Origin of the sequence: Actinomadura atramentaria DSM 43919 (genome assembly GCF_000381885.1) — a bacterium.
GTDB lineage: Bacteria > Actinomycetota > Actinomycetes > Streptosporangiales > Streptosporangiaceae > Spirillospora > Spirillospora atramentaria.
This window is the reverse complement of the sequence record NZ_KB907213.1, coordinates 286,520-309,689: the sequence shown is the minus strand read 5'-3', so window position 1 is coordinate 309,689 and position 23,170 is coordinate 286,520. Positions and strand designations below refer to the sequence as shown.

Genomic DNA, 23,170 nt, shown 5'->3' with positions numbered 1-23,170 from the left:
GTTCGTGCGATGCGGCGAGGCGTGGGTCAGAGGGCGGCGAAGAACGCGGCCAGCGCGTCGGCGAGGGCGGCCAGGCCGCCGAACAACGCGGTGACGGTGTGGGCGGCTCGTGCGGGTTGGCGCAGGACGTAGAGGGCCAGGACGAGCCAGAAGGCGAGGAACGCGGCGCGGCGGAGAAGCATCGGCGGGTCTCCCAGCGGTTCGAGCGGACAGGTCAGAGGAATCCGGCGCCGCCGCAGAGCGGGCAGGTGTCGCCGGTCGAGGTCAGGCCGCCCCCGCCGCAGTCGCAGCACCGCCAGCGCCGAGCCGTCGCCGTACCGCACGACTCGCAGACCGCTTCGTTCGCGTGATCGGGTTTCGGTGTCGCATGTGTCGGGCGGCGGATCGGTTCGTCACCTTTCGGCATGGCCGCTTGCTCCCTCAGGGGTCGCGTCGGCGCGGAGCCGCCGCAGGAGGTCGGAGGTGAGCTGGTTGGAGACGCCGAGACGGGCGCGGAGCGCGTCGCGGGTGATCGGCCGTCCGTAGGCGGCGCGGTGTTCGTCGGCGACGCGGCGCGCGAACTCCAGCAACGGCGCGTCCGCCGAGCCGCCGACCGCGCGCGGGGCCGGTGCTGCGGACGGGGCCGAGGACGGCGGCGGATCGGGGTCATCGCACCGGTTGCCGGTCCGGTCGGAGGACGAGGACAGGGCCGGTCGTCCGGGACGGCCGAAGGACGGCGGCGCGTCCATCGGCTCCGGCGCGGGACGGCCCGTCTCTTCGCGGGACGGCGACGGCGCGGCCGGGCGGTTCGCGCGGCGTTCGAGCATGGACACCGCGACGAGGAACGCCCCGGCGGGGGTCGCGGCGGTGATCCATCCCCACGGCGACGGGTCGGCCTGCGCGAGGTTGGCGGCCAGCGACAGCACGACGCCGCCGACCAGGACGAGCGTCGGCCACGACACCCGTCCCGGCGCACGTCGGACGGCCTGGTCCCGGCGCCGCTCGGTGGCGGCCATGACGCAGGTGAGGTCGATGCAGACGGCGACGGCCCACGCCATCCAGCCGCGTTGGCCGTGGTCGGCGGCGGTGTCGCGGATGTGGGTGAACGATCCCGCCGCCGCGATGCCGGCCAGCACTCTGACCGGCCCGGACTCCAGCACGAGGACGAGCGTCCGCCGGGTCATGCCGCCCGCCAGGCGGCCGGGTCGGCGAGCAGCGCGGCGAGTTCGGGGTCACAGCGGTGCGCGTCGGCCCAGTCCTCGGCCTCGTCGGGCCGGGACGACGCGAAGAACTCCGCGCACCGTTCGCACCGCGCGACGTGCAGCCCGCGGACGTCGTCCCGCTCGACCCGCACCCACGGGACGGACGGGGACGTTTCCGGGGACGTCCGGGACGTCCTGCGGGACGCGGCGGACGTCCGAGTACGCCGCGCCGGGACGAGCAGGGGACGAAGGGCGAGAACGCGAGCGGCCATGACGATCACCTCCGGTATGAGCCGGTTTCAGGCATGGGTCGGGTAGGGACGTGGCGCGATCGAGGCTCGCGCCGGGCCAGGAAGGGAAGAGCGGGTCAGGCTGCGTCCGGGATGCCGGGATCGGCGGTCAACGTCGTCCCGGTGAGGTCATGCCAGGCGGGGGCGAGGTGCGCGTGGTCGCGGGCGGCGGACTCGGCGGCCTCTTCGGAGACGTAGACGGATCGGGCGCGATGCCAGGCCCCGTCCTGCCCGGCGACGACGCAGACGCCGGGGGTTTCGGCGGGGATGGCGCGAGCGGCGTCCAGCGCGGCCGGGTCCATGTCGCCGAGGGTCATGTTCGCCGTCTCAGGGTCGTTGACGCGGTGGCAGACGCGGCCGGAGAGCTGCGAGCGCAGGGCGGTGACGCCGGGGCCGAGGTCGGAGCCGATGCGCTGCCCGCACACGATCAGGTGGACGGCGAACGCCCGGCCGAGCTGGGCGACGCGCAGCAGCGCCGTCCCGGTCCGCGTGACGTCGTCCTTCTCGCTCTTGTCGGCCATGAGGAACAGTTCGGCGACCTCGTCCACCAGCACCACGACCGGAACGGGCCGCAGGTGTTCGGGCAGCCGCCACACGTTGCGCGCCCCGTGCGTCCGGCACAGCGCCATGCGGTCGGTGACCAGGCGGACCAGGTCGTCCAGCAGCGTCCGGCATTCGGCGCGGGACGTGGCCAGCGCCGACAGGCGCGGCGCGTAGGGGGTGAACTCGACACCGCCCTTGAGGTCGAACCCGACGAGCGCGACCGGCTGCGGAGCCAATCCCTTGATGATGGCGTTGGCCAGGTTGGACTTGCCCGACTGCGTCGCGCCGGCGTTAAGCCAGTGCGGAACGGTGCGGAAGTCGATGATCCAGTCCGCGCCGTTCTCCAGCTTCCCCGGCCGCACCCGCAGCAGCTCCCCCGTCTCCGGGGTGACGGCGATGTCGGTGAGGGGGTCGCGGAGCGTCGCCCACAACGTGACCCGCCCCGGCGCGACGTCCACCACGCGGACGGAGTGGACGCGCCAGGCGTGCGCGATCCCCTCCGCGGCCTTCTCGTAGTCGGCGGGAACCTGCCCGTCGTGCAGCCGCACCCGGATCCGCCACCCCAGCCGGGTCGGACGCGGCAGGCCGAGGCGCGGGGCGTGTTCGACGTCCACGCGCCGCAGTCCCCGCTTGTGCCGGAACACCGCCGACGCCTCACGGGTGGCGATGTCGGCGAGCGGAACGGCGTCCAGCGTGTAGCGCCACCGACGCCGCTTCCGCGTGAGCTTCGTCCCGGACGCGACGTGATGCCATGACAGGCAGACCAGCACCGCGCGGACCGGGAACCCGACGCCGTACCAGAACGACACCGGGAACCGGGACCGCCAGGCCCAGAGCCCGACCGCCGCGGCGGCCAGGGCTCCGAGCAAAAGAAGCGAGTTCGTCATGACCGGTCCCCGGCTCAGGCCGCGTCGCTGCCGACGGCCGGGGCGGCCGGAAGGATCTGCGCGGCGCGGTAGGCGATCCCCCACCGCGTCCGTCCGCCGATCTGGTTCTCCCAGGCGACGCCGACCAGGCCGACCGGGCGGACGACCTGCCCGACCGTGACGCCGGGGTCGTGGGAGAGCGCGACGTTCACCAGGTCCACCCGGCCGTTCTCGTCGGCGGCCGACAGACCCACGGTGAACACCGTGTTCCCGTCCCGGTCCACCTTGACCTCCCCGGTCTCCTGGCTGACGAGCTTGGGACGCGGCGGGGACACGCACACGAACGTGAGCGCGGTGACGTCCACGGGGATGTTGCGCATGGGCCTTCTCCTTTGACTAGGCCCCTAGACACCGTGTCTTTGGATCGAGCCATGAACTGTCTAGGGGGGTACGCAGACCAAGGTACGCGAAACCGCCGACGATTGTCTAGGGGGGTCTACAAAAGTTCGCGGAAGCGTCGGTAGATGGCGCTGGCGTCGTCGGACGCCTTGCCGCGCGGCCAACGCGAACCGTCCGGGTCGTCGGCTTCGGCTCGGCGCGTGCGCTGGATGAGCGCGTCCGGTCCTCCGTCGCGGAGGACGCCGAGGAGGCCGGGCCAGTCCAGGAGGGCGAAGCGGTCGGCGAGGCGGCTCGCGCCGTCGCTGAGCAGCGCGACCGCGTTCAGCTCGTCCAGCGGGGTGCTGCCGGTGAGGGCTTCGGCGGCGGCTCCGGGTTGGGTGCTGGCGACCCAGAATCCGCCTGGCTGGTTGCGGTGGGCGGCCAGTTGCTCGACGCGGGACCGCAGCCCGGCCGTGTGCGCGTCGGTGCCGAGCGGCGGCAGCTCGTCCAGCTTGGCGACGACGTCGGCCAGGCGGCCATCGGTGACGACACGGGGCGGGGCGCCGACACGGTCGAGGAGGAGAACGGCGTCCGACAGCACCAGGTGTTCCAGTCGGTCCCCGGCGATGCGCGCCAGTGCGACGGTCGCCGAGGGCGAACCGGGGCGCGTCAGGTCGCAGGTGTCGGCGTGGAGCGCGTTGACGCGGTCGATGGCCACCGCGAGCGCTTCGGCCAGGCCGGACCGGTCGTCGGTCGCGGCGGCCAGCAGCAGCCCGCCGAGGTTGCGCGCGTACCAGGCGACCGAGTGCCGACACCCCGTCGCCGTTCCACGTGGAGCACCCGCCCCGTCCACCACGACCAGGACGTCCGACGAGACCGCCGCGAAGTCCTCGTTGTCGCGGCCGGGTGTTCCCGGTTCGCTGGCGATCAGCGCGGACATGCCGGTCAGGACGCCTCGTCGTGCAGGTAGACCGGCGTCAGCAACTCGGTGCGCAACGGTTCGTGCGTGCCGGGGTCGTACTCGGTTCCGACGACGACGGAGAATCGCCCGTCGCCGACCTTGCCCCACAGGCTTCCGATGTCGGTGGTCAGCAGATGCACGACGCCGAGCGAGCCCTCCGGGTGAGCGCCCGCGATGGCCAGGATGCTGCCGTTGCCGTCCGGACGGGGCAGCCGACCCAGGTATCCGATGTCGAAGGGCCGCGCCGGGTCGTCCTCCTGTCCGGATCGGAACTCCTGCCCGGTGCGCTTGTCGCGCAGCAGCCACCCGACGTCGTCGCGTTCCCACTCGATGACGGGGTCCTTGTCGTAGGCGTCCCGCATCGCGTCGGACATGCGCGGGCCGCAGATCACCAGCAGACCGGGCCGGTTCAGGTCGATCGACCCGTCAAGCGCGACGTGGTCGTAGCTCACCGACAGGTCGAAGGTGCGCGCCAGTTCCTCCAGCCGCTTGCCGGTCGTGAGGTCGTCCAGCGCGACGTACGTCCGGTCGCTGGCGGGATCGGGGCGGAGCGGAGTCACCACCGTCACCTCACCCGCCCCGAGGAAAGCGCCTTCGGGGGCGGGGCCGGTGTGGCGGATCTGGTGGATGCGCCCGCGGCTCAGCCCCGCGGCCTGCGCGATCTGCGCGTACGACATGCCTTGCGCGTGCAGATCCTGAATGAGCCGACGCCGCAGCCGCGCGAGTTCGGTGACCTCCTGCTGAGCCTCCGCCAGTCGCGTGGTCGCCGCCCGCAGCAGTTCGTACGGGTCGTCGATCTGCGCGATGCGCTCCAACTCGCCTGGCATGACACCTCCTCCGGCCTGTGACCACGAGTCTAGGACTCTAGACACTCTGGCAGGAAGCTCAGCCCCCGTCGCGGAACCCACCGCGCGCAGCCGTCGCCGCCGACGCGGCATCGGCGGACCGCTCATCCGTGCATCGCGAGATCGGCCCAGACCCGCCGCCCGAACCGGACGGGTTCGGCGGCCCACTGCTTGGCGACGGCGTCCACGATGAACAGCCCGCGCCCCGACACCGCGTCCAGGTCGTCGGGGTTCCCTTTGGACGGCTCGGCGGACGAGCCCATGTCCACCACGCCGACGCGGACGGCCCCGTCGATGACGTCCAGTTCGAGGACGAACGAACCGCCCACCTGGCCGCTCGCGGTGTGCTCCACCGCGTTCGTGGCGAGTTCGCTGACCACCAGTTCGACCGTGTCGGCCACGTCCTGAGAGACCCGGCCGACGACGAAGGCCCAGGCGAAGGACCTCGCGACGTGGACGGCGTCAGCCCGTCCGGGGAACAAGCGCGACAAGCGCGCCATATCCATCACCACCCTGCGCGTCTAGGGGGCTATACGCCCCGGCGACACGCAGCGTAGGACAGATCCAAGGTCTATTCAATACGTTTGTGAATAGATTCAAGCGTCGCGCGGAGATCCGCCGCAGCCTGTTCCACCAACGCGCGCGCCCGGCCGCCCACGACGGCCGCGGCCTCAAGGCCGGTGAAGACGTCGAGGTAGGCGCGCACCTCGTCCGGTTCGGACATCGTCAGGTCGCGCGTGAACGTCTCCACCGACACCGCCGACTCATCGAAAACCGTGAACCCGTGCAAAGGCACGCGAGTCCGTCCGAGAGGGGCCGATCCGACCAATATCCCGAAACGCACATTGTCACGCTCGGTGACGTCGAGGAGATGCGCGAACTGCCCGGCCATCGACGCGCCCGAGCCCGGCCACGTCCGCAACGCCGCTTCGGCGAGGACGAACGAGAACCGCCGCTCGCCGTCCTCCAACACCTCGTTCCAGTCATCGACCGATCCACCGCCGGACGCCCCGAGTTCCGCGGAGTAGTCCGCCGTCCGCAGAGCTGCGGGAATCAGCGCCGTCGCCAGCGCCCGCACCGTCCGCGCCTGCCGAGCGAGCTCCCCGACCGCCTCCGGCCGGAACGACACCCCGGCGTCCACCCGACGCCCCGCGCCCAGCGCGTAGGCGTCGCGCACCAGCGCGGCCAACCGCTCACGCTCGCCCGCGTCCAACTCCAGCGCCGCGAACAACCGCCCGATGACGTCCGGATCGGAGATGCGCCGACCGGTCTCCACCCGAGACACCGTCGGCTGCGGAACACCGGCCCGAGCAGCCAGCCCCACGCCGGACAGCCCCGCGCCCGTCCGCAACCGCCGCAGCTCCCGCCCGATCTCCACCAGCCGCTCGTCACCCATAACCGAGCGTTCTACCACCCCGCTCGCGACCCCCACTGGACAAGCGCCGACCAGCAAGTACGCCCGTTTATTCACGAACGGGTTGAATCAATGCGCCCGCTTGCCCTACGCTGCACCATCCCAGGCCGTATAGCCCCCTAGACGGGCCGAGCGGCGGACGCAGAAACTCTCACACCGCGCCGCTCGGACTGCGCGGTCCGAACTTTCGCCAAACGCAGCGGAACACCGAAATCCCCCAGGACAGACGCAGTATGACCAAAGCAGATCCAGCGGACATCGAGCTTCCCCACGGCTACCGCCTGACGCAGATCGACCGGTTCGCCCGCGTCGCGGCGCTTCACTCGCGCTTCCGGCACATCCAGGTGGACGAGGCCGTAGCCATCGCCCGCTCAGCAATGCTCGAAGCCCTCTACGGCAGCGACGCCCCGCCCGAGCCCGACACGCGCCTTCTCGACATCGGCCGCTACGCGATCATGGTCCACATCCGCGAGGCCGGCCGCATGTACGGCCTCAACCTCACACGCACCGACCGCCCTCGCGTCATGCGCAACCACGTCCGCTACTGGCACACCTTCACCGCCGGCACCAGCTCACCCGAAGACACCGTCATCGACACCACCGCGCTACACCAGATCCTCGCAACCCTGCACCCCGACGCCCGCCAGATCCTCGAAACCCTCGCCATCCACGACACCAACCCCACAACCGCCGCCGCAGCACTCGGCCTGACAAGAGGAGCCTTCGCCGGCAGGCTGTGGCGAGCACGCCGAGAGTTCTACCGCCTATGGCACGAAGGCGAAACCCCCACCAACCTCTGGCGCGCAACCCGTCACCGACCCACCCCAGAACCCACCACCACACCCGACAACGACAACTGACACCAACCAGGCCGCCGCCCCGACCAGCCACAACACCAGCACACCACTCGTGACCCGCCCGGATGAGAACTTTCTCTACCAGTTCAAGGGCGCCCGCTTCGCGGCCGCCAGCGCCCCGGGCTGCGGCCTCTCCGGGCCGGTCCCGGGCCGCTACGGCAATCGAGCCCCGACGGTGACGAAATATCCTAGACTTACTGACTTGAGCCTTTGGTCAGCGACACTAGGGGAATCCATGAGCGAAACCGAGATGGCGAAGCGTTCGATCGGCGCTGAACTACCCCAGAGTGTCCAGGATCGCCTGCGCGAGATGATAGACGATCTAAGTGATATTACGGTAGTCATCCTGCCGACTGAAGTGCGCAATGGCAAAGTCTACTATCTACCTAGCGACACTGAAGCAAGGAAGCTCGCCAAAAAAGCGGGACTAAACGCCCGATATCTGTATGACGGCGAAGATCGTTCCTATCTCCACGAATACTCTGCGGACTGGGTTGCAAATATATGCATCGCCATCGTTGGCGGCGTTTCCACCGAGCTGGTTGCCGGCCTAGGGAAATATATCCTTGCCAGGGCGCGTAGTGCCGTACGAAAAGGGCACTACGATGGCGACGAAAGTGAAGTTCCCCTAAAAGTCACAATTCAACAAGCCCAAAAGTCGCAGGATGGCGATATCGCGTATTCGAACCTGTCCTTCGAAGGGGAGGCTCAAGCTGTCGCAGACTCCATTCAAGAAGTTCTGAAAAAGATACAGGGCCGCGCGCCTGAGCGCGAGCTAGAGGCTGGTTCGGATGAGTGACAGGGCACCGGCGTCGAGCAAAATCAGTAGTTTGATCCTACGTGCGGACGTACGAATCCCGCCTCCCAAGGGGCCGGCCCGTCAGCAGCAATGTTGCATCGAAGGAGTCAATGCGATTGAAAAAGCCAAGCGAGCTTATGGGAGGGCGCTGGGTGAGCTAGATCGCCTTTTTCCCGGCGTTATAGCACAGCTGCCTCAAACACCGCCGGGGGTAAATAAGATTCCCAGAGGGCATGGAAGATCCTATGGCAAGCAGCGGGTTGAACAGTGGTTCTCCTGGCATTATAGACTCAAAGCTGCAGGCATTCGAACGAAAGCCAATGCGTCAACTTGGCGACAGGCCGAGCAGAATGCTCGCGAATCGCTGAAACATGCGGTAGCCGCCTACAATTGGCTGGACGACCTAATTTTTGATATTCCGCCTAGTTCAGAGATTCTTCTTGATTGCGATGTGAAGACTCACATTTTCATTTTGGATGACGCCATTACCGAAGCGCATGATCTGGTGCACCGGACAGGCGAACTTGTCGGCGGCATCTTCGGATGTAGGCTGAAGCACGACAAGGGGGACTGGAAAAGTGAATGCCAAGTATCCATTTCACATTTGAGGTTCGGCTTCAGTCCCGGCATGCTTGTCCGCCATCTATGCAACGTTTGTGGTATTGATCCGGGTGACTGCGATCACGAAGTCGGCGAAGAATACATGTCGACAGTCAATCGATTCGAAGGCCACTGTAATGTATGCAGCAAGGCAGAATGTAGCCATATCATCGGATCGGCCATCAGGCTTGTAGCCTGCGAGATTAATACTGGTATAGAAATTCAGGAAGTCTCGCTAGTCGCGCGACCGCGCGATCCTTTGGCACGCGTAAGTAGTCGGGGCATTGACAATGAAGAGTTGATCGACTTCTTTGGCTTCCTTCCTGACCCTGCTGCACATCTCCTCTGCCATGAGTGCATGTATCCCTGTGCTGGCTTTAAATATCTACCTGATCATCAGGAACTTCGAAAATACTTTTGATTTCCGGAATGGGCATTTCCACGCCTTTGGCTGCTAGGCCGTCGGCTAAGTGCTTCAAGCACCCAGGATAAGCGGGCGCGAAGCGGGGCCTTCGTACCCCGGCTCCCGGCGAACCGGAAGGCATGCACGCGCGAATGAGTACCCCGTAGCGAAGTGCATCCGTGCAGCATGTCTGTCTCTGAGAATGCGGATGAGCGCGGGTAAAGCACGTGGCGGCCGCGCCATTAGCGCGTCATTGCTCATCGAAGCGTACTCGCGGTTGCCTACGGCTCTGAACTAAGCTTGTGGAAGTGCGCCGCAATGGATGGCCGCCGCTCTTGCTTTCTCGATGACCACGGGGCCGTCGCTGCTGCCTCCGTTTCCGAGCTTTTGAGCGCGGCCCTGATCACGAATTGAAGGCAGAACGTGAAATGGTCGGCCGTTGGCGCATAGCCGGGAGGGGCGTCTACGTGACGGCTCATGTCCATGGTATAGCTTACCCGCGGTGAAAGTTGTACGAATCGCACGTACTCTTGGTAATTCAAGCCCAATACCAAGACGCGCAAGGCGGTCTGAGAAGGCTCGACAATCTTGGCGATCGCCTCTAGGTATTCTGCCACTTCTCCAGCAGATCTAAGACCGTCGTTGACAAGCACCGATTGAAATTTTCTAGTGCCCGGAACGCGTCGGAGGGTCGGGCCGATGCTAAATGGCCCTGACCCCCAGTCGTCTCTGTCGCTGCGGCCCAGGAAAACCGCATCGAACGCTTCTCGGAGAAGAGCCATTGCCTCTAGGCGGTCGCCCTTCTCCTGTGCTTCCCGTGATTTTTGTACGAGCTGCCGGGCTTCAGCCTGGGGAATTAGATCGACCATGTCGATGGCCGCGTAGTCCAGTCCGAAAACTCGGGGAGTGTTCTCCTCGAAAAACGATGCGGTGTCGGATCTTGCTAGCTCGATATCCTCCTGACTGGGTGGTGCGCCAGCGTGTTTGAAGTCTCGTCGGCAGCGGTTGAGTCGATCCATGCCGATCTGACCAGCCAAGGGAGTCCCGACCTTGGTCATCTCGGTCCAGTACTTCATGAACTCCCGGGGCTGGACAGCGCCAACGTGCTCGCAGGCCAGGATCAGGAAGTGCTCGACCGCGTCGTGGAACAACAGGATGCTGAACTTGTCGAAGGGTGCCGGGCGGTGGGACTGATCCACGGCTTCGAGGTGGAGGAGACGAGCGAACGCCAAGCGCTCAGTGGTGTGTTGCGTCAGCTGGTTGGGTGTGCTCACGGTCATCCCCCGCGTTTCGATGGTGATAGCCCATCATTGCTCTTTCCAACGCTGGCCGCATCAGGTTTAGTGGTCAGAGACCAACTGGCTGTCCAAGCATGGTCCACCACGTGTGAGGCGAGCGGCGAGGACAACGTCAGCAGACCCTTCTCCTCGGCCAGGCCCCAGCAACGAGCCCAAGGCGTGGCTCAGGGCGGCATCGGCAAATGGTCGGCGCAGGCCAGCGGCTACGATGCCGGGCCATTAGCGGGCCATTAACCAGGATAATCAGTGGCGATCACGGTCACTTGCGGTACGGAGCTACGCCAGGTCAGGCGTGCCAGCCGGAAAGATCGATGCTATACCCAGGCTGATAACGCGGATTCGATGTCCGTCACCCGCTTCGCAACATTGAAGCCCCAGATCAAGGATCCGGTGCTAGGCACTCGGGCTTCTATGATCAGGATGCGGGGCTGGGCTAGAGAACGGTGTATTCCTCCAGCCGCATGTGTACCTGGGTGGCGCGCATCCAGCGGGTCCACGGGTTGCCGTATTCGACGGTTGCGGGTTCGGCGGCCTTGAGGCCGCCGGGGCCGGGTTCGTAGAGCATTCCGGAGACGGCGGCGAGCTTGAATCGCAAGGCGCGCAGCAGGACATGTCCGTCCCGTAGGTGGGGGCAGAGCCGCGCCGAGTGTGCGGCGCATCCGGGGCACAGTGGTGGGTGGGCGGTGAGGACGGGCGCCGGCCACGGTCCTTCGGCGTTCTGGTACTCCTGGGCCGATAGCATCCACACGGCGTCCGGTCCGCACGGCGTTCTGCACACCTGGCACAGGAGCTTGCGCATGGCGCGGCGCTGCCGCAGGTGGTGGACGTTCTTGAACTTCGGGCGGCCGACCCCCGGGCTGATCCCGATCCGTGCCAGCAGCACGCCAGCGCTGTCTCGGTCGTACCGGGTCTCATCTGCGTATCCGAGCCGTCCGTTGCGAATCACGAGGGCGTACGGCTTTGGTTCCTCGGAGGACCAGGCTGTGATGTAGGGGACCACGCCCCACCGGGTTCGGTTCCCGGAGTAGGTGGGCTGCTGTGGAATGGACATAGATGAGAGTCCCTGTCTCGGGTTCGGGGGGTGCTCGTCCGGCGGTCGCCGTGCCGGGGTGATACGTCAGGGAATTGCCGACCGTCGGCCACGACGTGGTGCGGGTACCGAGTCGGCGCAACAGCGGTAGGGAGTGACCGCGATCAGGTCAGTCGATGGAGTGGGACGCCTATGGCCCGCGTGTGCGGTCGTGCTGGCTTCCTGCGCGTGTCGGATTTTTCATGTAGCCGAGGATGTCGGCGGCAGTGAGCAGGTACAGGTGCCCGTGTGGGGGCCGGAGAGGGGCCAGACGACAGCGGGCGAACCACGGCGTTCTATCGCAGTTGGGTTCGCGGGTTGAGCTGGCGCCGATGCCAGGGCTTCCCGCTTGGGCGCCCAAGCAGGGCAGTACCCAACCAAGCGAGCGCGGGGGTTGGGGTTCGAAACGATCGCCGCACGTAGTTGCGGTCTGGCGGGGGCCGGGGGCGATCGCTGCCGCAGGGCTTCCGGTGCTCGGGCCGTGGACGGCCCTGCGCTCCGGATCCCTTTGCCCTCTGCCAGAGGGCGCCCGTGGGCGGGGATCCTGCTAACGGCGGTGCTAACAACGGGGGTGGATCAGCGTGGACGGCGGTGGACACCTCGAAGGCTCTGGGGCTGGTCAGAGCACGGATGTGGACGGTCGTGGACGGGGCTGATCTTGCTACGGATCAGATGGCGACATCGTCGCGGCGATGGTTGTTGCGAACGAGGAGCATCGTTCGGGTTGAGGTTAAGTTGCTGACGCGCCGCTTCCAGTGCTCGCTTCGCTGCGCTCCGAGTCGGCTTGTCCTCGGAATGATCGGTCTCGCCATGGGCGCACAGGGGTACCTTCGAAGCATGGACGAAGCAGAGGTGAGCGGCCATGTCTGGCGACAGGAGGTACGCCTGCGATCTACGGGCCGAGCAGGATCGCAATGCGCTGGCATATCTCGTCGAGTATGACGCCGACCCGTTCGAGGTCGAGTTGTACGAGCTGGCAGCCAACCCGCAACGTTGTTGCCCGACCGCGCCCAGCGAAGTTGCGCCGGGCAGCACGAGCGAAACGTCCGGCGGTTGAAAATTCCGGGTCAGCGCACCCGAGGGTGACAGCAACGGTGACAGCAACAGCAGCCACCAGCCCCAGCCACGGGCGCCTACCGACAGCCGGTCAACCCCGGTCGATACTCGCGCGGCAGGAATGTTGCTATAGCTGAAAAGCGAAAGGTCGGCGGTTCGACCCCGCCCCTGCCCACACCCATAAGCAGCAGAAAACGGCCCCTGACCTGCAACTTCGCAGTCAGGGGCCGTTTGCATGCGTCCGGCTGTGTCCGGCGGTCACCGGGCGGCTGCGGGTGGCCGTGCGGAATATGTGCGGAAACTCAGCCGTCCCGCAGCGCCTGTTCGATGCGCCGGCGGGCCGTCTCGTCCTGCCCATCGATGCACTTCGCGTAGACGCGCAGCAGGACTTCGACGCTGTGTCCCGCCCACTCGGCGACTTGGGCGGCCGGGACCCCTCCGTTGAGCCAGGTGGAAACGCACGCGTGGCGCAGGTCGTAGGGCCGCCGCGCGAGCGGAGAGGCGTACTCGGCGGCGCTCAGCGCCTTCTCTCGGGCGCGGTCCCACGCACGCCGGTAGGTGGTACTCGCCAACTCCCCGCCACGGACGCCCCAGAACAACCGTCCGCCCGGCCCAGGACCGACGTCGGCCAGGTGCGCACGCAGGATGCGAGTCAGTGGCGGCGCGCACGGCACGCGCCGCCACTCGCCTTCCCCGCGTCCCTTGAGTCGGCGGTGCTCCCGGATCGCACCGTCATCAGTCCACTCGGCGCCAACTTCCGGCGCTGCGAGGCAGAAGCGGAGTTCGCCCCAATCATCGGCGGGCGGCTGCCACCTCCCGCCGCCGTCGTCCCACACGAACGGCGGGAGCGTCACGTTATCGGTGCGGAGGTTGACGGCCTCTTCCGGGCGGAGCCCGGCGTAGTAGATGACGGCGAAGAACGCGATCAGCCGGTTGCCGCTCGGTCGCTGCTGTCCGATCGCTTCGAGCAGCTGCCGCGCCTGGGCATGGTTCACGACTGAGCGCCGATCGACTTCGACCGACCCCTTGCGCGCCTTCCACTTCGCCGTCTTCACCGGGTTGTTGTCGAGTGCGCCAGTGTCCACGGCGTACTCGCAGACGTGGTGCAGGATCGCGCGGTTGCGCTGAACAGAGGACGGCGCGGCGAGGTCTCCGTTGATACGGGTCGCGGCAGCGTCGAGCATCGCGCGGACAACTGCGAGATCGTTGAGGACTGAGACGGGCTTGGTATTCCGCTCGACCCAGCGCAGGACATCCGCGACTTCATCCGGGCACTCGGCACGGTTCTTGGTGTTGAACTCCCACCGGCTTCCCGGTTCAGCCACCATGCGTGCTCGTACGGTGGCATCGCGTTCAACTACTATAATGCACGCTAAACTACATCTTGCAACTTCCCAAAGACTTGCAGAATTAGCAGGTAGATCATTTTGGGAGGTCGCGCATGCCCAGGTACGCCAGCCCCACGGCCCGACGGCGCCGCCTCGCGGCCGCCCTCCGCGAACTACGGGAGAAGGCGGGCATCACCTGCGCCGATCTCGGCAAGGCGCTCGGCTGGTCGGAGTCCAAGGTCAGCCGGATCGAGACGGGCCAGAGCGGCATCAAGGCGAACGACCTGGACAGCCTCCTGAACTACTGGAAGGTCGACGCGGAAGTACGCGAAGCCCTGCAGACCCTCCGCAGGCAGAGCCATCACCGGGGCTGGTGGAACTCCTACGCCGACGCATTCCCACGCTGGTTCGAGGGCTACGCCGGCCTGGAGGACGAGGCGACGGCGCTGACGATCTACCGCCAGGACCTCGTCCCCGGCCTCATGCAGACCGACGAGTACGCGAGCGCCGTCATCCGCGCCCACCGGCCCTCGGTGACGGCCGATGAACTCGAACGCCTCCAGAGCGTCCGCAGCACCCGCCAGGCCGTCCTCACCCGCCGCAAGCCCCTCGAAGTCTGGGCCGTGCTCGACGAGGCGGTGCTCCGCCGCGTCGTCGGCGGCCCCGCCGTGATGGGCGAGCAGCTACGGCATCTCCTCACCGTGGCGGCCTACCCCAACGTCACCTTGCAGGTTCTCCCGTTCGAGCAGGGCGCGCACGCGTCGATGGGCACCAGCTTCATCCACTTGCAGTACAGCGAGGCGGGCAGTTCGGACATCATCTACATCGAGGCGCTGACGAGCAGCCAGTACTTGGAGGAACCCGACGACATCGAGCGTTATACGGTGGTGAGCAACCACCTGCGCGCATCGGCGCTGTCTCCCGAGGCGTCCGTCGCGTTCATCAGGCGGTTGGCCGACGGTCCGGCCTGACGAGTGAGGGGAAAGCGGATGTTCGTGTCGGATCTCGACGCGGCGACGTGGCGCAAGAGCAGCCACAGCAACGGTGCGGGCGGCGAGTGCGTGGAAGTGGCCTTCCTCGCGACGAACGCCGCCGTCCGCGACTCCAAGAACACCGCCGGCCCCGTCCTCAACCTCCCCGCCGACGAGTGGAACCACCTCCTCCACACCATCAAGACCGGCACCTACGACCTCTGACCTGCGGTGCCCGCGATCCCGGAACGATCGGGTTGAAAGACCTCCGCACTTCCCAACGTCACCGGCATGGACTCGGGCAGCGTTCCGGACACGGTCGCGACAGACCGACACCGTCGTCGACCCTTTCATCGTGAACCGACCCCGGAGAGCCGACGAAACCGCCACGGCGAGGTCGGGGCTGTCCACGTATCGGCTCTTCAACGTGGACCGGCCGAAGGGCCGGTGAAACCGTCGAGGCCGCCCGCCATCACGTGCGCCCTCGTCAGCCTTCAACGTGGACCGGCCCCAGAGGGCCGGTGAAACCGGGGATGGACGTCGCCGCGTGGGCCGACGGGCTTTTTCAACGTGGACCGACCCGGAGGGCCGGTGAAACGAGGTCGTCGTTGATCATCGACTCCCACGACTGCGCCCTTCAACGTGGACCGACCCCGGAGGGTCGGTGAAGCGACGAGTCGCCGTACCTGTGGGAGACGCGGCTGGTACCTTCAACGTGGGCCGGCCCCGGAGGGCCGGTGAAGCGCCGCGCGAACTGGGATCACTACGCCAGGTATCCATTTGATCGCTCGACATGTGTCCATTTTGTTCGCTCGCGCGTGCCCCTTTTCCTGCTTAGGAACCCCCTGGAGTTTCGATGGGCACTGGGGGTTCGCGCCAGGCCACACCGACGGCGCGATGACTTGCAACCCCAACAGACGGAATTCCATCCTGCCAGCTTCGGTCGCGACTGCACCACCCGCGCCGCGACGAACCAAGCGCACCAGCTCCACACGCACGACTGCGCTTCTTGACCGCCTACGAGTCCGTCTTCCGCCCCCGGCCCTTCGCGGCGCCCGCACCTTGACGTGGCGAATCGGAGCTACTGGGATCCGCTGGTACAGTCCACTGTGGCTGGCCGTCCACGTTGACGAGTCGTCTGATAGTGCAGTAGCCCTTCCTCGAGGGGACATTCACGGTCGGCCCTTCTTGGCACAGTCATGGGCAGGATAGACGCTTGTCAGGCCGAGGTCGAGGTACACGTACGGCATCTGTTATTCGTCGTCTGATAGTCCAGCATCCCCTTAGCCACGCCGATTGCACTGTCCAGTGACCTCTGGCATCATGCTACGCGCCGCAGGAGCACGCGTGGACGGGAGGCGTCCCCGCGATCGGCCCACCCTTTCGAGACGAGATATCCCGAAATGTCCGCGCCCGACCGCTTCGTGCTCACGCTCGTGGCCATCCTCGTTTTTGGGCTGGCCGCCATCCTCGGACTCGTCGCGATACTCCGCTGATATCGCAAATCCGGCGATTTGTGACCACAGGCGGCGAAAATGTCTTGCCACCGCGCGGTCTCATGCCCCGCCTCGAAGGACGTACGGCATCACCATTCGCGGGGCCGGCAACGTCGCCGCCCTCCACTCGAAAGGGGAAGCGGATGTCCCGCAACCTGGAGTACATCCTCGCCGCGACAGCGGAAAATCGCATATTCGCGGGTATATCTTCCGTAACGTCGTATTCGTCACCGAGTGGGGAGAAGGTCTTCCCGCCGTCGTACCCTTTCGATCGCGATGACGAGTCGCGGTATCTGTGGGAGACGCGGCTCGTGGAGGGCAAGCCGCGGAAGGTAGTCGTCCTCGATCAGGTGCCCAGTCAGGCGAACCGGGTGGAGGCCGCGCTGCTGCGGGCGCGGGACGCCGGGAAGATCCGGTTGCCGCTGTTCGAAATCACGATGACCGCGTCGGACGGGTTGCCGGTCCGGCTGACGTCTCTGGAGGCCCCGCACCGGTTCGCCGACGCATACCTGCGCGACAGCCTGCTTGAAGGGACGAAGTTTGATAAGTCGGAAGTGGGGCGGCGGCTGCGGGCCGTGCTCCCGGCGGACGTGCGGCCGTTGTTCGAGCTGTCGCCGGAGTCGCTGGTGTTCGGGGCGTGGGACTCGCACCGCAAGGGCCGGGGCGTGAAGGTCGCCCGGTCGTACTCATCGACGGTGGTCGGGTTCGATCCGGTGGAAGGGCAGCGCAAGAGCGGGCGGATGGACCCGCTGAACCTGACCGGCGCGGTCGGGTCGACGGCGGACGACTGGGAGTTTGTGGCGTCGGGCGAGAAGAAGAAGGGGTCCAAGCTCAGCGAGCTGGGCCACGGGAACGTGCGTCCGAATCCGGCGCACGGCGGTGTGGTGATCAGCGGAGCGCGGCGGTCGGCGTGGCTGTCGTTGTCGGGGCTGGGGAACCTGCGGTTCGGGGACGCCTCGGAGGAGGCGGCGCACCTGGCGCGGGCGACGCTGGTGGCGTTGGCGCTCGCGGGTGACCGGTTGGCGTTCGGCGGCCCGTCGTTGTGGCTGCGGTCGGGATGCGATCTGGTGCGCGCCGAGCAGCGGATCGCGTTCGAGGGACCGGACGGGGCCGAAGAGCTCCAGGTCACTGCCGACGAGGCGGTCGCGGTGTTCGACGAGCTTCGGGATCGCACCGCCGACGCGGGGATCGTCATGTCGACGGAGACGTACGCGCTTACGCCGCAGCCTGGGCTCGCGGCGGCGATCGACTACGCGCTGACGCGCACCGATGCGGGTGAGGAGGGGTAGGCGGTGGCGTTGGTCATCGATGTCCGGCTGCTTCAGGGCCGTTACGAGGCCGAGGTCGACGGTGGGCGCGGTGAGTGGCCGCCGCATCCGGCGCGAATGTTCTGCGCACTGGCATCGGTGGCACACGAGCCGGGCGAACAAGAGGCGCTGCGGTGGTTGGAGACGCTGCCCGCACCGCAGGTGTGGGCACCGGACACGGTCGCTGAGTCGCGAGCGTCGGAATACGTGGTCACCAACAAGACGTCAAAAGGCGGCAGCCATCACTGGCCGGGACGGACGACGATTCTGCGGTCGAGGACGTCGGTGACACCTGCGGCGGACGGGTTCGCGTTCGTGTGGCCAGACCTTGAACCGGTCACGGAAATGGTTCAACAGTTGGACAAGCTCGCATGGAAGGTCCCATATCTTGGACGTTCCTCGTGCTCGGTCGCGTTGCGGGTGCATACAGCGCCGAAGCTGCGCGATGAATGGCGGGTGTGGCGCTTGGCCGCCGAGCGGGGGGTCGCTGAGAGCAGGATTTCCATCGTCCGAATCTACTCCTCGGGTTATCTGGACGCGTTGAACGCCGCGTTCGAATCGGGTGTTTCCGCCTGCGACAAGGCGGACAAGAAGCCTTACATTAAGGACAACGGCCCCGAGGAAGCGGCGGCTGCGCACGCCGCGGTGGCGGGTCCGTTCGGCGAGGTGCTGACGTTCTCGATCCCGGCCGGGACGGTGCGGCCGGAAGGCATCGATCTCCTGCGGTGGACGCAGACGCTGCGGCGTGCGGTGCTGAGCCTGGTCGGCGACGGCGCGGCACCCGCGATCACCGGGCACGTGCTGGGGGGCCGTGGGCACGTCGCGTATCTCGGGCTCGTCGACGCCGGGCACGCCAACGCGCGCGGGCACCTGGTCGGGCTGGGCGTGGCGCTGCCCGCGGACCTCGACGCCGACGCGCAGGCGCAGCTCGTCGCGCGGGTGCGGCGGGAGCTGACGCTGACGATGGGCCGGTACGGCGACGCCACCGTGCGGTACGAGCCGTGGCCGTCCAAGCCGAACCGGCTGCGGCCGGAGTTCTGGTCGGCCGGGCACGCGGGCGCGACGCGGTGGACGACCGTGACGCCGGTGATGCTCGACCGCTACCTCAAACCCCGCCACGACCCGGCGGAGGAGCTGGCGCGGTGCCTGGTCACGGCGGGTTATCCCGAACCAGCGGCGGTGCAGGTGTCGGACACGCCGCTGCTGCGCGGCGCGCTGCACCGTCCCGGACCGGCGACCTATCCCGAGGGACGCCCGCGGCGCCGACTGCTGCACGCGCGCGTGGCGTTCCCCGAACCGGTGCGCGGACCCGTGCTGGCCGGTTCGATGCGCTATCTCGGCCTGGGCCTGTTCACGCCCGACCGGCCGTCCACCACTCGCACCGAGGAGAAGGGTGGGACGCCGTGACGCTGACCGCCGACGACTTCACCGTGTTCTACCGGGCCGTCCACGGCCACGAGCCGCTGCCGTGGCAGCGGGACCTGGCCGGGCGACTGCTGGCGGGAGAGGACTGGCCCGCCGGGATCGATGTCCCGACCGGGCTCGGCAAGACCTCGACGCTGGACATCGCGGTGTTCGCCGCCGCGGCCAAGGCACCGGCGGCGCGGCGCCGCACGTTCTTCATCGTCGACCGCCGCCTGGTCGTCGACGAGGCGTACCTGCACGCCCGCACGCTCGCCGCCGCGCTGGACGACCCGAAGAGCACGCCCGAGCCCGCGGTGGTCGCGCGGGTCGCGGCGGCGCTGCGGCCCGAGCCCGGCGCCGTCCCGCCGGAGGTCGCGCGGATGCGGGGCGGCGCGACGTGGTCGTGGCGGTGGGTGGAGCGTCCCGACGCCGCGGCGGTCGTGGTCGGGACCGTCGACCAGATCGGGTCGCGCCTGCTGATGCGCGGCTACGGCCTCGGCGCGCATCTGGCGTCGATCGACGCCGCGCTGGTGGGGACCGACAGCCTGCTGCTGTGCGACGAGGCGCACCTGTCGCAGCCGTTGCTGCGCACGCTCGCCTCGATCGAGGAGGCGGTGGGGCGGGACGAGGCGCCGGTGGTCGTTCGGCTGTCGGCGACGCAGCCGCCCGGCGACGGCCGGGTCCACCGCGTCGGCGAGGCCGACCACGCCCATCCGGTCGCCGGACGGCGTCTGCGCGCACCCCGCCGCGTCTACCTGGACGCGCCCGCCGCGACCAAGTCCAAGGCCGACCGCGTCGTCGTCGACCGGCTCGCCGACTGGGCCCGCGCGCTGGCCGACGAGGAACCCGGTGGCGGCCGGGTGGTGCTGACGGTGTGCAACACCGTCGCGCGCGCCCGCGCGGTGTTCGACGCGCTCACGGCGCGCGGCGTCGGCGAGGACGACCGGGTCCTGCTGATCGGCCGCAGCCGCCAGATCGACCGCGACCAGCTCATCGCCACCTACTACCCGCGCATCCGGCTCGGCCGCGACTACCGGCCCGAACGCCCGTTCCACATCGTGGCGACCCAGACGGTCGAGGTCGGCGCGAACATCGACGCCGATGCCCTGGTGTCCGAATCGGCGGCGTGGGGGGCGCTGGTGCAGCGGCTCGGGCGCGTCGGCCGCGATCCGCGCGAAGGCCGTCCGGGCGTGTTCCGCGCCGTGATCGTCCACGATCCCACGACCGCCGACGACGACCCGGTTTACGGACCCGCTCGCAACAGCACCTGGACGCTCCTGACCGAGCACTCCGAACCCGTCCGGACTTCGCGGAACCTGTCGGTCGACGATCTCGGCCAGGGATTGCCCGCGTCACCCGTCGCGCTCGCCCATCTGCTCCAGTGGACCCCGCCCGACGTCCGCGACCGGCTGGAACCGCCCGAGCCGGTCACGCCGCTGCTGTGGCCGACCACGCTGGAGGACTGGACCGCCACGTCCCCGCGCCCCTACCCCGATCCGCCCGTCGCGCCCTACCTGCACGGCATCGACGCGCGCCCCGCCGACGTCCACCTGGTCTGGCGCGCGGACCTGGCGGCCGACGACCTCCCGGCCCCCGGCGGCGAACTCGACGCGGACTTCCTCGTGGTCCCGCCCGCCGCCGAGGAGACGCTCGCGGTCTCCGCCGCGGCCGTCCGCCGCTGGGCGGCGGGAGTCGCCGACACCGCGCTCTCCGACCTGGAAGGCACGGCCGAGACCGCCGCCGACGAGCGGAACGCCGTTCGCGAACTGGTCGGGCTGCAGTACACCGCGGACGGCCCGCCCGTTGCGATCCGGCTGTCGCGAGTACGGCCGGGTGACACGGTGATCGTCCCGGCCTCCTACGGCGGCTGCGACATCCACGGCTGGAATCCTGGCGCCCGCCGTGCCGTCCAGGACCTCGCCGATCTGGCGCACCGCCGCGACCGGCCCATCGTCCGGCTCGACCCGCGGCTGTGCGACTTCCTCGACGCCGAGCATCACCCGCTCATCGACGAGCTGGTCCGCGCCGTCGAACGCGACGATGAGTTCCCGGACGAACCGGTCGACGTCGACACCCTGGAAGCCCTCCTGTCCACCGTCCTCCTTCTGGACGACGAGCCGGCGACGGGCGCGATCACCCGGCAGGACCGCCTGCTGCGCAACCTGAACCGGCTCGCCGAAGCGGCCAGGGCGGGCAAGCTCCGCGCCGACCGCCGGCCCGACGGCCAGGTCGTCCTGTCGTGCAGCGGAGCGTTCGTCACCGACGCCGACGCCGCGTCGTCCTCCACCGGCGACCGCATGATCGGCCTCGACCGCCACCAGCACGACGTCGCCCGGCAGGCCGCGCACTTCGCCCGCAACCTCGGGTTGCCCGACGCCGAGATCCGCGCCGTGTGGCTGGCCGGTCGGCACCACGACGAGGGCAAACGCGACATCCGCTTCCAGGCGATGCTGCACGGCGTGCCCGTCCATGCCGTCCACGGCCTGCCCCTGGTCGCCAAGTCCGACCTGGACCCGTGCGACCGCGCCGCGTTCCGCCTCGCCCGGCGGCGCAGCGGCTACCCCGCCGGGATGCGCCACGAGACATTGTCGACCGCCGTCACCCGCGTCCTGCTCGCCGAGCAGCCGCCCGCGGACGTCGACACCGACCTCGTCCTGCACCTCGTCGCCGCCCACCACGGCCGCGCCCGCCCGATCCTGCCCGCCGTCCCCGACCCCGACCCGGTCACCGTCGTCGTCCCGGGCACGGGGACCACCCTGCGCACCGACCAGCTCCACGACCACGACCAGCCCGCCCGCTTCCACCGTCTCCAGACCGCCTACGGGCCGTGGAGGCTCGCTCAACTCGAAGCCATCGTTCGCATGGCCGACATCTGGTGTTCGGCGGGGAACCCTGTCACGGACGCGCCCGACCCGGAAATCCCCCGCGCGTCTTCCCCAGCGCACCTCCGGACGAGCCAGGACCACGACGTCCGGCTGCCCGCCCTCAACGGACTCGACGCCCTCGGATTCCTGACCTCGCTGGGCGTCCTCCGGCTGCTCACCGAGGAGGCCGGGCTGCCCGCGCGCCTGTCGTTCGACCCTGCGGACGGCACCGCCCGCCTCACCAGCCCGCTCACCGACGTGGACGCGGTCGCCGCCCGGCTCACCGACGTCCTCGACGCGATGGGAGCCGATCAGATCCTGCCCGGCGTCCCCGCCGGATGGCCGCCCCGCACCAACGCCGACGGCGGCAGCACCGACCCGCTGCGCCTGACCCGCCCGGCGTACCGCGCCCACGCCGACGGCCTGCCCGAGTCCGCCCGCCGCTGGCTCGCCGTGATCGTCACCGACCTCGCCGCCGACGCCGACGGACGCTGCGCCCTCACCCCCTTCATGGCGCCCGCCGGGCGACAGGTCGTCGCGACGTTCTTCCAGAAACCCCTCGAACTCGTCCGCGCCGACCCCGCGCACGTCCACCACGCCCTCACCGCGTGGCGACGCGTTCCCGGCTCCACCGGCGAGTACCTCGACCACCGCGCCATCCGTACCGCCGCCGACCACCCCACCGGCACCGTCATCAACGCCAGCGTCCCCGGCGCCACCTGGCTCGCCGCCCACGCCCTGCCGCTCCTGCACCTCAACGGCGACGGCGCCGGCACCGGCACGAAACCGCGCGCCACCCTCTGGCAACGCATCAATCGCCGCAACACCATGCGCTGGCCGCTCTGGGAACACCCGCTCGACATCCACGCCACCCGCGCGCTCCTCAGCCACCCCGTCCTCACCAGGACCCAGCTCGGCGCCGATGACGGAACCATCCACTACAAGCGCCGCGACCTCGCACCCCACGGCATCATCACCGTCGCCGCCGCCATCCGCCGCCCGATCCCCGGCGGCCAGTCGGCAGGCGCACTCACCCCGCATCCCGTCCAACTGACCTGACCCACCCGACCGCGAACCAGGAGTGCTCATGAAAACCCCGGGAGGTTCCCAACCCCAAACAACACGACACAGCAACAAAACGGACAGAAATATCGTAATCAATCGACCACATAATGAAGTAATCCCAGGTCACGGGCCGTTTCACCAGCCCTTTGGGGCTGGTCCACGTTGAAGGGCGACG

General features: G+C 68.4%; 21 protein-coding genes. 9 read left to right on the top strand and 12 right to left on the bottom strand.

The genetic code is table 11. From position 1 onward, the window contains the following. Positions 1–26: 26 nt before the first annotated feature. The 9 genes from G339_RS39450 to G339_RS0116910 form a co-directional block, all read right to left on the bottom strand. Entirely contained in the window at positions 27–182 is a 156-nt protein-coding gene (locus G339_RS39450) for a hypothetical protein (protein WP_169514751.1), read from the bottom strand. A gap of 210 nt (positions 183–392) precedes the next feature. Beyond that, the gene (locus tag G339_RS0116945; protein ID WP_019632273.1) at positions 393–1,163 is read right to left on the bottom strand and encodes a DUF2637 domain-containing protein; all 771 of its coding nucleotides are present in this window, start codon (positions 1,161–1,163) and stop codon (positions 393–395) included. Next, complete coding sequence (locus tag G339_RS38900) at positions 1,160–1,453, bottom strand: hypothetical protein (protein ID WP_157407782.1); 294 nt, start codon at positions 1,451–1,453, stop codon at positions 1,160–1,162. Before G339_RS38900 ends, G339_RS0116945 begins: the two co-directional genes overlap by 4 nt. A gap of 95 nt (positions 1,454–1,548) precedes the next feature. Continuing rightward, on the bottom strand, positions 1,549–2,901 hold the full coding sequence (locus G339_RS34045) for an FtsK/SpoIIIE domain-containing protein (RefSeq protein WP_033323304.1): 1,353 nt from the start codon (positions 2,899–2,901) through the stop codon (positions 1,549–1,551). A gap of 14 nt (positions 2,902–2,915) precedes the next feature. After that, positions 2,916–3,260 (bottom strand): SCO3933 family regulatory protein, encoded by a 345-nt coding sequence (locus tag G339_RS0116930; RefSeq protein WP_019632270.1) that lies wholly within the window; start codon positions 3,258–3,260, stop codon positions 2,916–2,918. A 116-nt stretch (positions 3,261–3,376) separates the two neighbouring features. Next, positions 3,377–4,198: a protein phosphatase 2C domain-containing protein gene (locus G339_RS0116925; protein WP_019632269.1), complete on the bottom strand. Its 822-nt coding sequence runs from the start codon at positions 4,196–4,198 to the stop codon at positions 3,377–3,379. 5 nt (positions 4,199–4,203) lie between these two features. After that, complete coding sequence (locus G339_RS0116920; RefSeq protein WP_026341528.1) at positions 4,204–5,046, bottom strand: sigma-70 RNA polymerase sigma factor region 4 domain-containing protein; 843 nt, start codon at positions 5,044–5,046, stop codon at positions 4,204–4,206. Between the two features lie 122 nt (positions 5,047–5,168). Then, positions 5,169–5,564 (bottom strand): ATP-binding protein, encoded by a 396-nt coding sequence (locus G339_RS0116915; protein WP_019632267.1) that lies wholly within the window; start codon positions 5,562–5,564, stop codon positions 5,169–5,171. Between the two features lie 71 nt (positions 5,565–5,635). Further along, positions 5,636–6,460, bottom strand: coding sequence for a Scr1 family TA system antitoxin-like transcriptional regulator (locus tag G339_RS0116910; RefSeq protein ID WP_019632266.1), 825 nt, complete (start codon positions 6,458–6,460; stop codon positions 5,636–5,638). 251 nt (positions 6,461–6,711) lie between these two features. On the opposite strand from G339_RS0116910, the gene G339_RS40885 reads away from it, so the two are divergent. From G339_RS40885 to G339_RS38890, 3 genes are all read left to right on the top strand, one after another. Then, positions 6,712–7,338 (top strand): hypothetical protein, encoded by a 627-nt coding sequence (locus G339_RS40885; RefSeq protein WP_019632265.1) that lies wholly within the window; start codon positions 6,712–6,714, stop codon positions 7,336–7,338. A gap of 232 nt (positions 7,339–7,570) precedes the next feature. Then, positions 7,571–8,134: a hypothetical protein gene (locus G339_RS38895; RefSeq protein WP_157407780.1), complete on the top strand. Its 564-nt coding sequence runs from the start codon at positions 7,571–7,573 to the stop codon at positions 8,132–8,134. Then, positions 8,127–9,155 (top strand): hypothetical protein, encoded by a 1,029-nt coding sequence (locus G339_RS38890; protein WP_157407778.1) that lies wholly within the window; start codon positions 8,127–8,129, stop codon positions 9,153–9,155. The genes G339_RS38895 and G339_RS38890 overlap by 8 nt, the downstream gene beginning before the upstream one ends. Before the next feature lie 263 nt (positions 9,156–9,418). On the opposite strand, the gene G339_RS0116900 is transcribed toward G339_RS38890, so the two are convergent. Together G339_RS0116900 and G339_RS0116895 are read right to left on the bottom strand one after the other, a co-directional pair. Further along, positions 9,419–10,411 (bottom strand): hypothetical protein, encoded by a 993-nt coding sequence (locus G339_RS0116900; RefSeq protein ID WP_157407776.1) that lies wholly within the window; start codon positions 10,409–10,411, stop codon positions 9,419–9,421. Between the two features lie 457 nt (positions 10,412–10,868). Beyond that, on the bottom strand, positions 10,869–11,318 hold the full coding sequence (locus G339_RS0116895; protein WP_240489834.1) for a hypothetical protein: 450 nt from the start codon (positions 11,316–11,318) through the stop codon (positions 10,869–10,871). 1,048 nt (positions 11,319–12,366) lie between these two features. On the opposite strand from G339_RS0116895, the gene G339_RS37880 reads away from it, so the two are divergent. Next, entirely contained in the window at positions 12,367–12,561 is a 195-nt protein-coding gene (locus tag G339_RS37880) for a hypothetical protein (RefSeq protein ID WP_240489833.1), read from the top strand. Positions 12,562–12,862: 301 nt separating this feature from the next. Here G339_RS37880 and G339_RS0116890 read toward each other — a convergent pair whose 3' ends face one another. Beyond that, positions 12,863–13,888, bottom strand: coding sequence for a tyrosine-type recombinase/integrase (locus G339_RS0116890; protein ID WP_084693280.1), 1,026 nt, complete (start codon positions 13,886–13,888; stop codon positions 12,863–12,865). A gap of 113 nt (positions 13,889–14,001) precedes the next feature. Here G339_RS0116890 and G339_RS0116885 point away from each other — a divergent pair, with 113 nt between their 5' ends. The 5 genes from G339_RS0116885 to cas3g all read left to right on the top strand — a co-directional run bounded on the left by G339_RS0116885 (position 14,002) and on the right by cas3g (position 22,989). Continuing rightward, entirely contained in the window at positions 14,002–14,859 is an 858-nt protein-coding gene (locus G339_RS0116885; protein ID WP_019632261.1) for a helix-turn-helix domain-containing protein, read from the top strand. Between the two features lie 18 nt (positions 14,860–14,877). Further along, positions 14,878–15,084, top strand: coding sequence for a DUF397 domain-containing protein (locus G339_RS0116880; protein WP_019632260.1), 207 nt, complete (start codon positions 14,878–14,880; stop codon positions 15,082–15,084). A 1,414-nt stretch (positions 15,085–16,498) separates the two neighbouring features. Then, positions 16,499–17,644, top strand: coding sequence for a type I-G CRISPR-associated RAMP protein Csb1/Cas7g (gene cas7g, locus G339_RS0116870; RefSeq protein WP_019632258.1), 1,146 nt, complete (start codon positions 16,499–16,501; stop codon positions 17,642–17,644). A gap of 3 nt (positions 17,645–17,647) precedes the next feature. Beyond that, positions 17,648–19,069 (top strand): type I-G CRISPR-associated protein Csb2, encoded by a 1,422-nt coding sequence (csb2, locus tag G339_RS37875; RefSeq protein ID WP_026341526.1) that lies wholly within the window; start codon positions 17,648–17,650, stop codon positions 19,067–19,069. Continuing rightward, positions 19,066–22,989 carry a type I-G CRISPR-associated helicase/endonuclease Cas3g gene (cas3g, locus tag G339_RS0116860; RefSeq protein WP_019632256.1) on the top strand — a complete coding sequence of 1,308 codons (3,924 nt, stop codon included), beginning with the start codon at positions 19,066–19,068 and terminating at the stop codon, positions 22,987–22,989. The genes csb2 and cas3g overlap by 4 nt, the downstream gene beginning before the upstream one ends. The last annotated feature ends 181 nt before the right edge of the window (positions 22,990–23,170 follow it).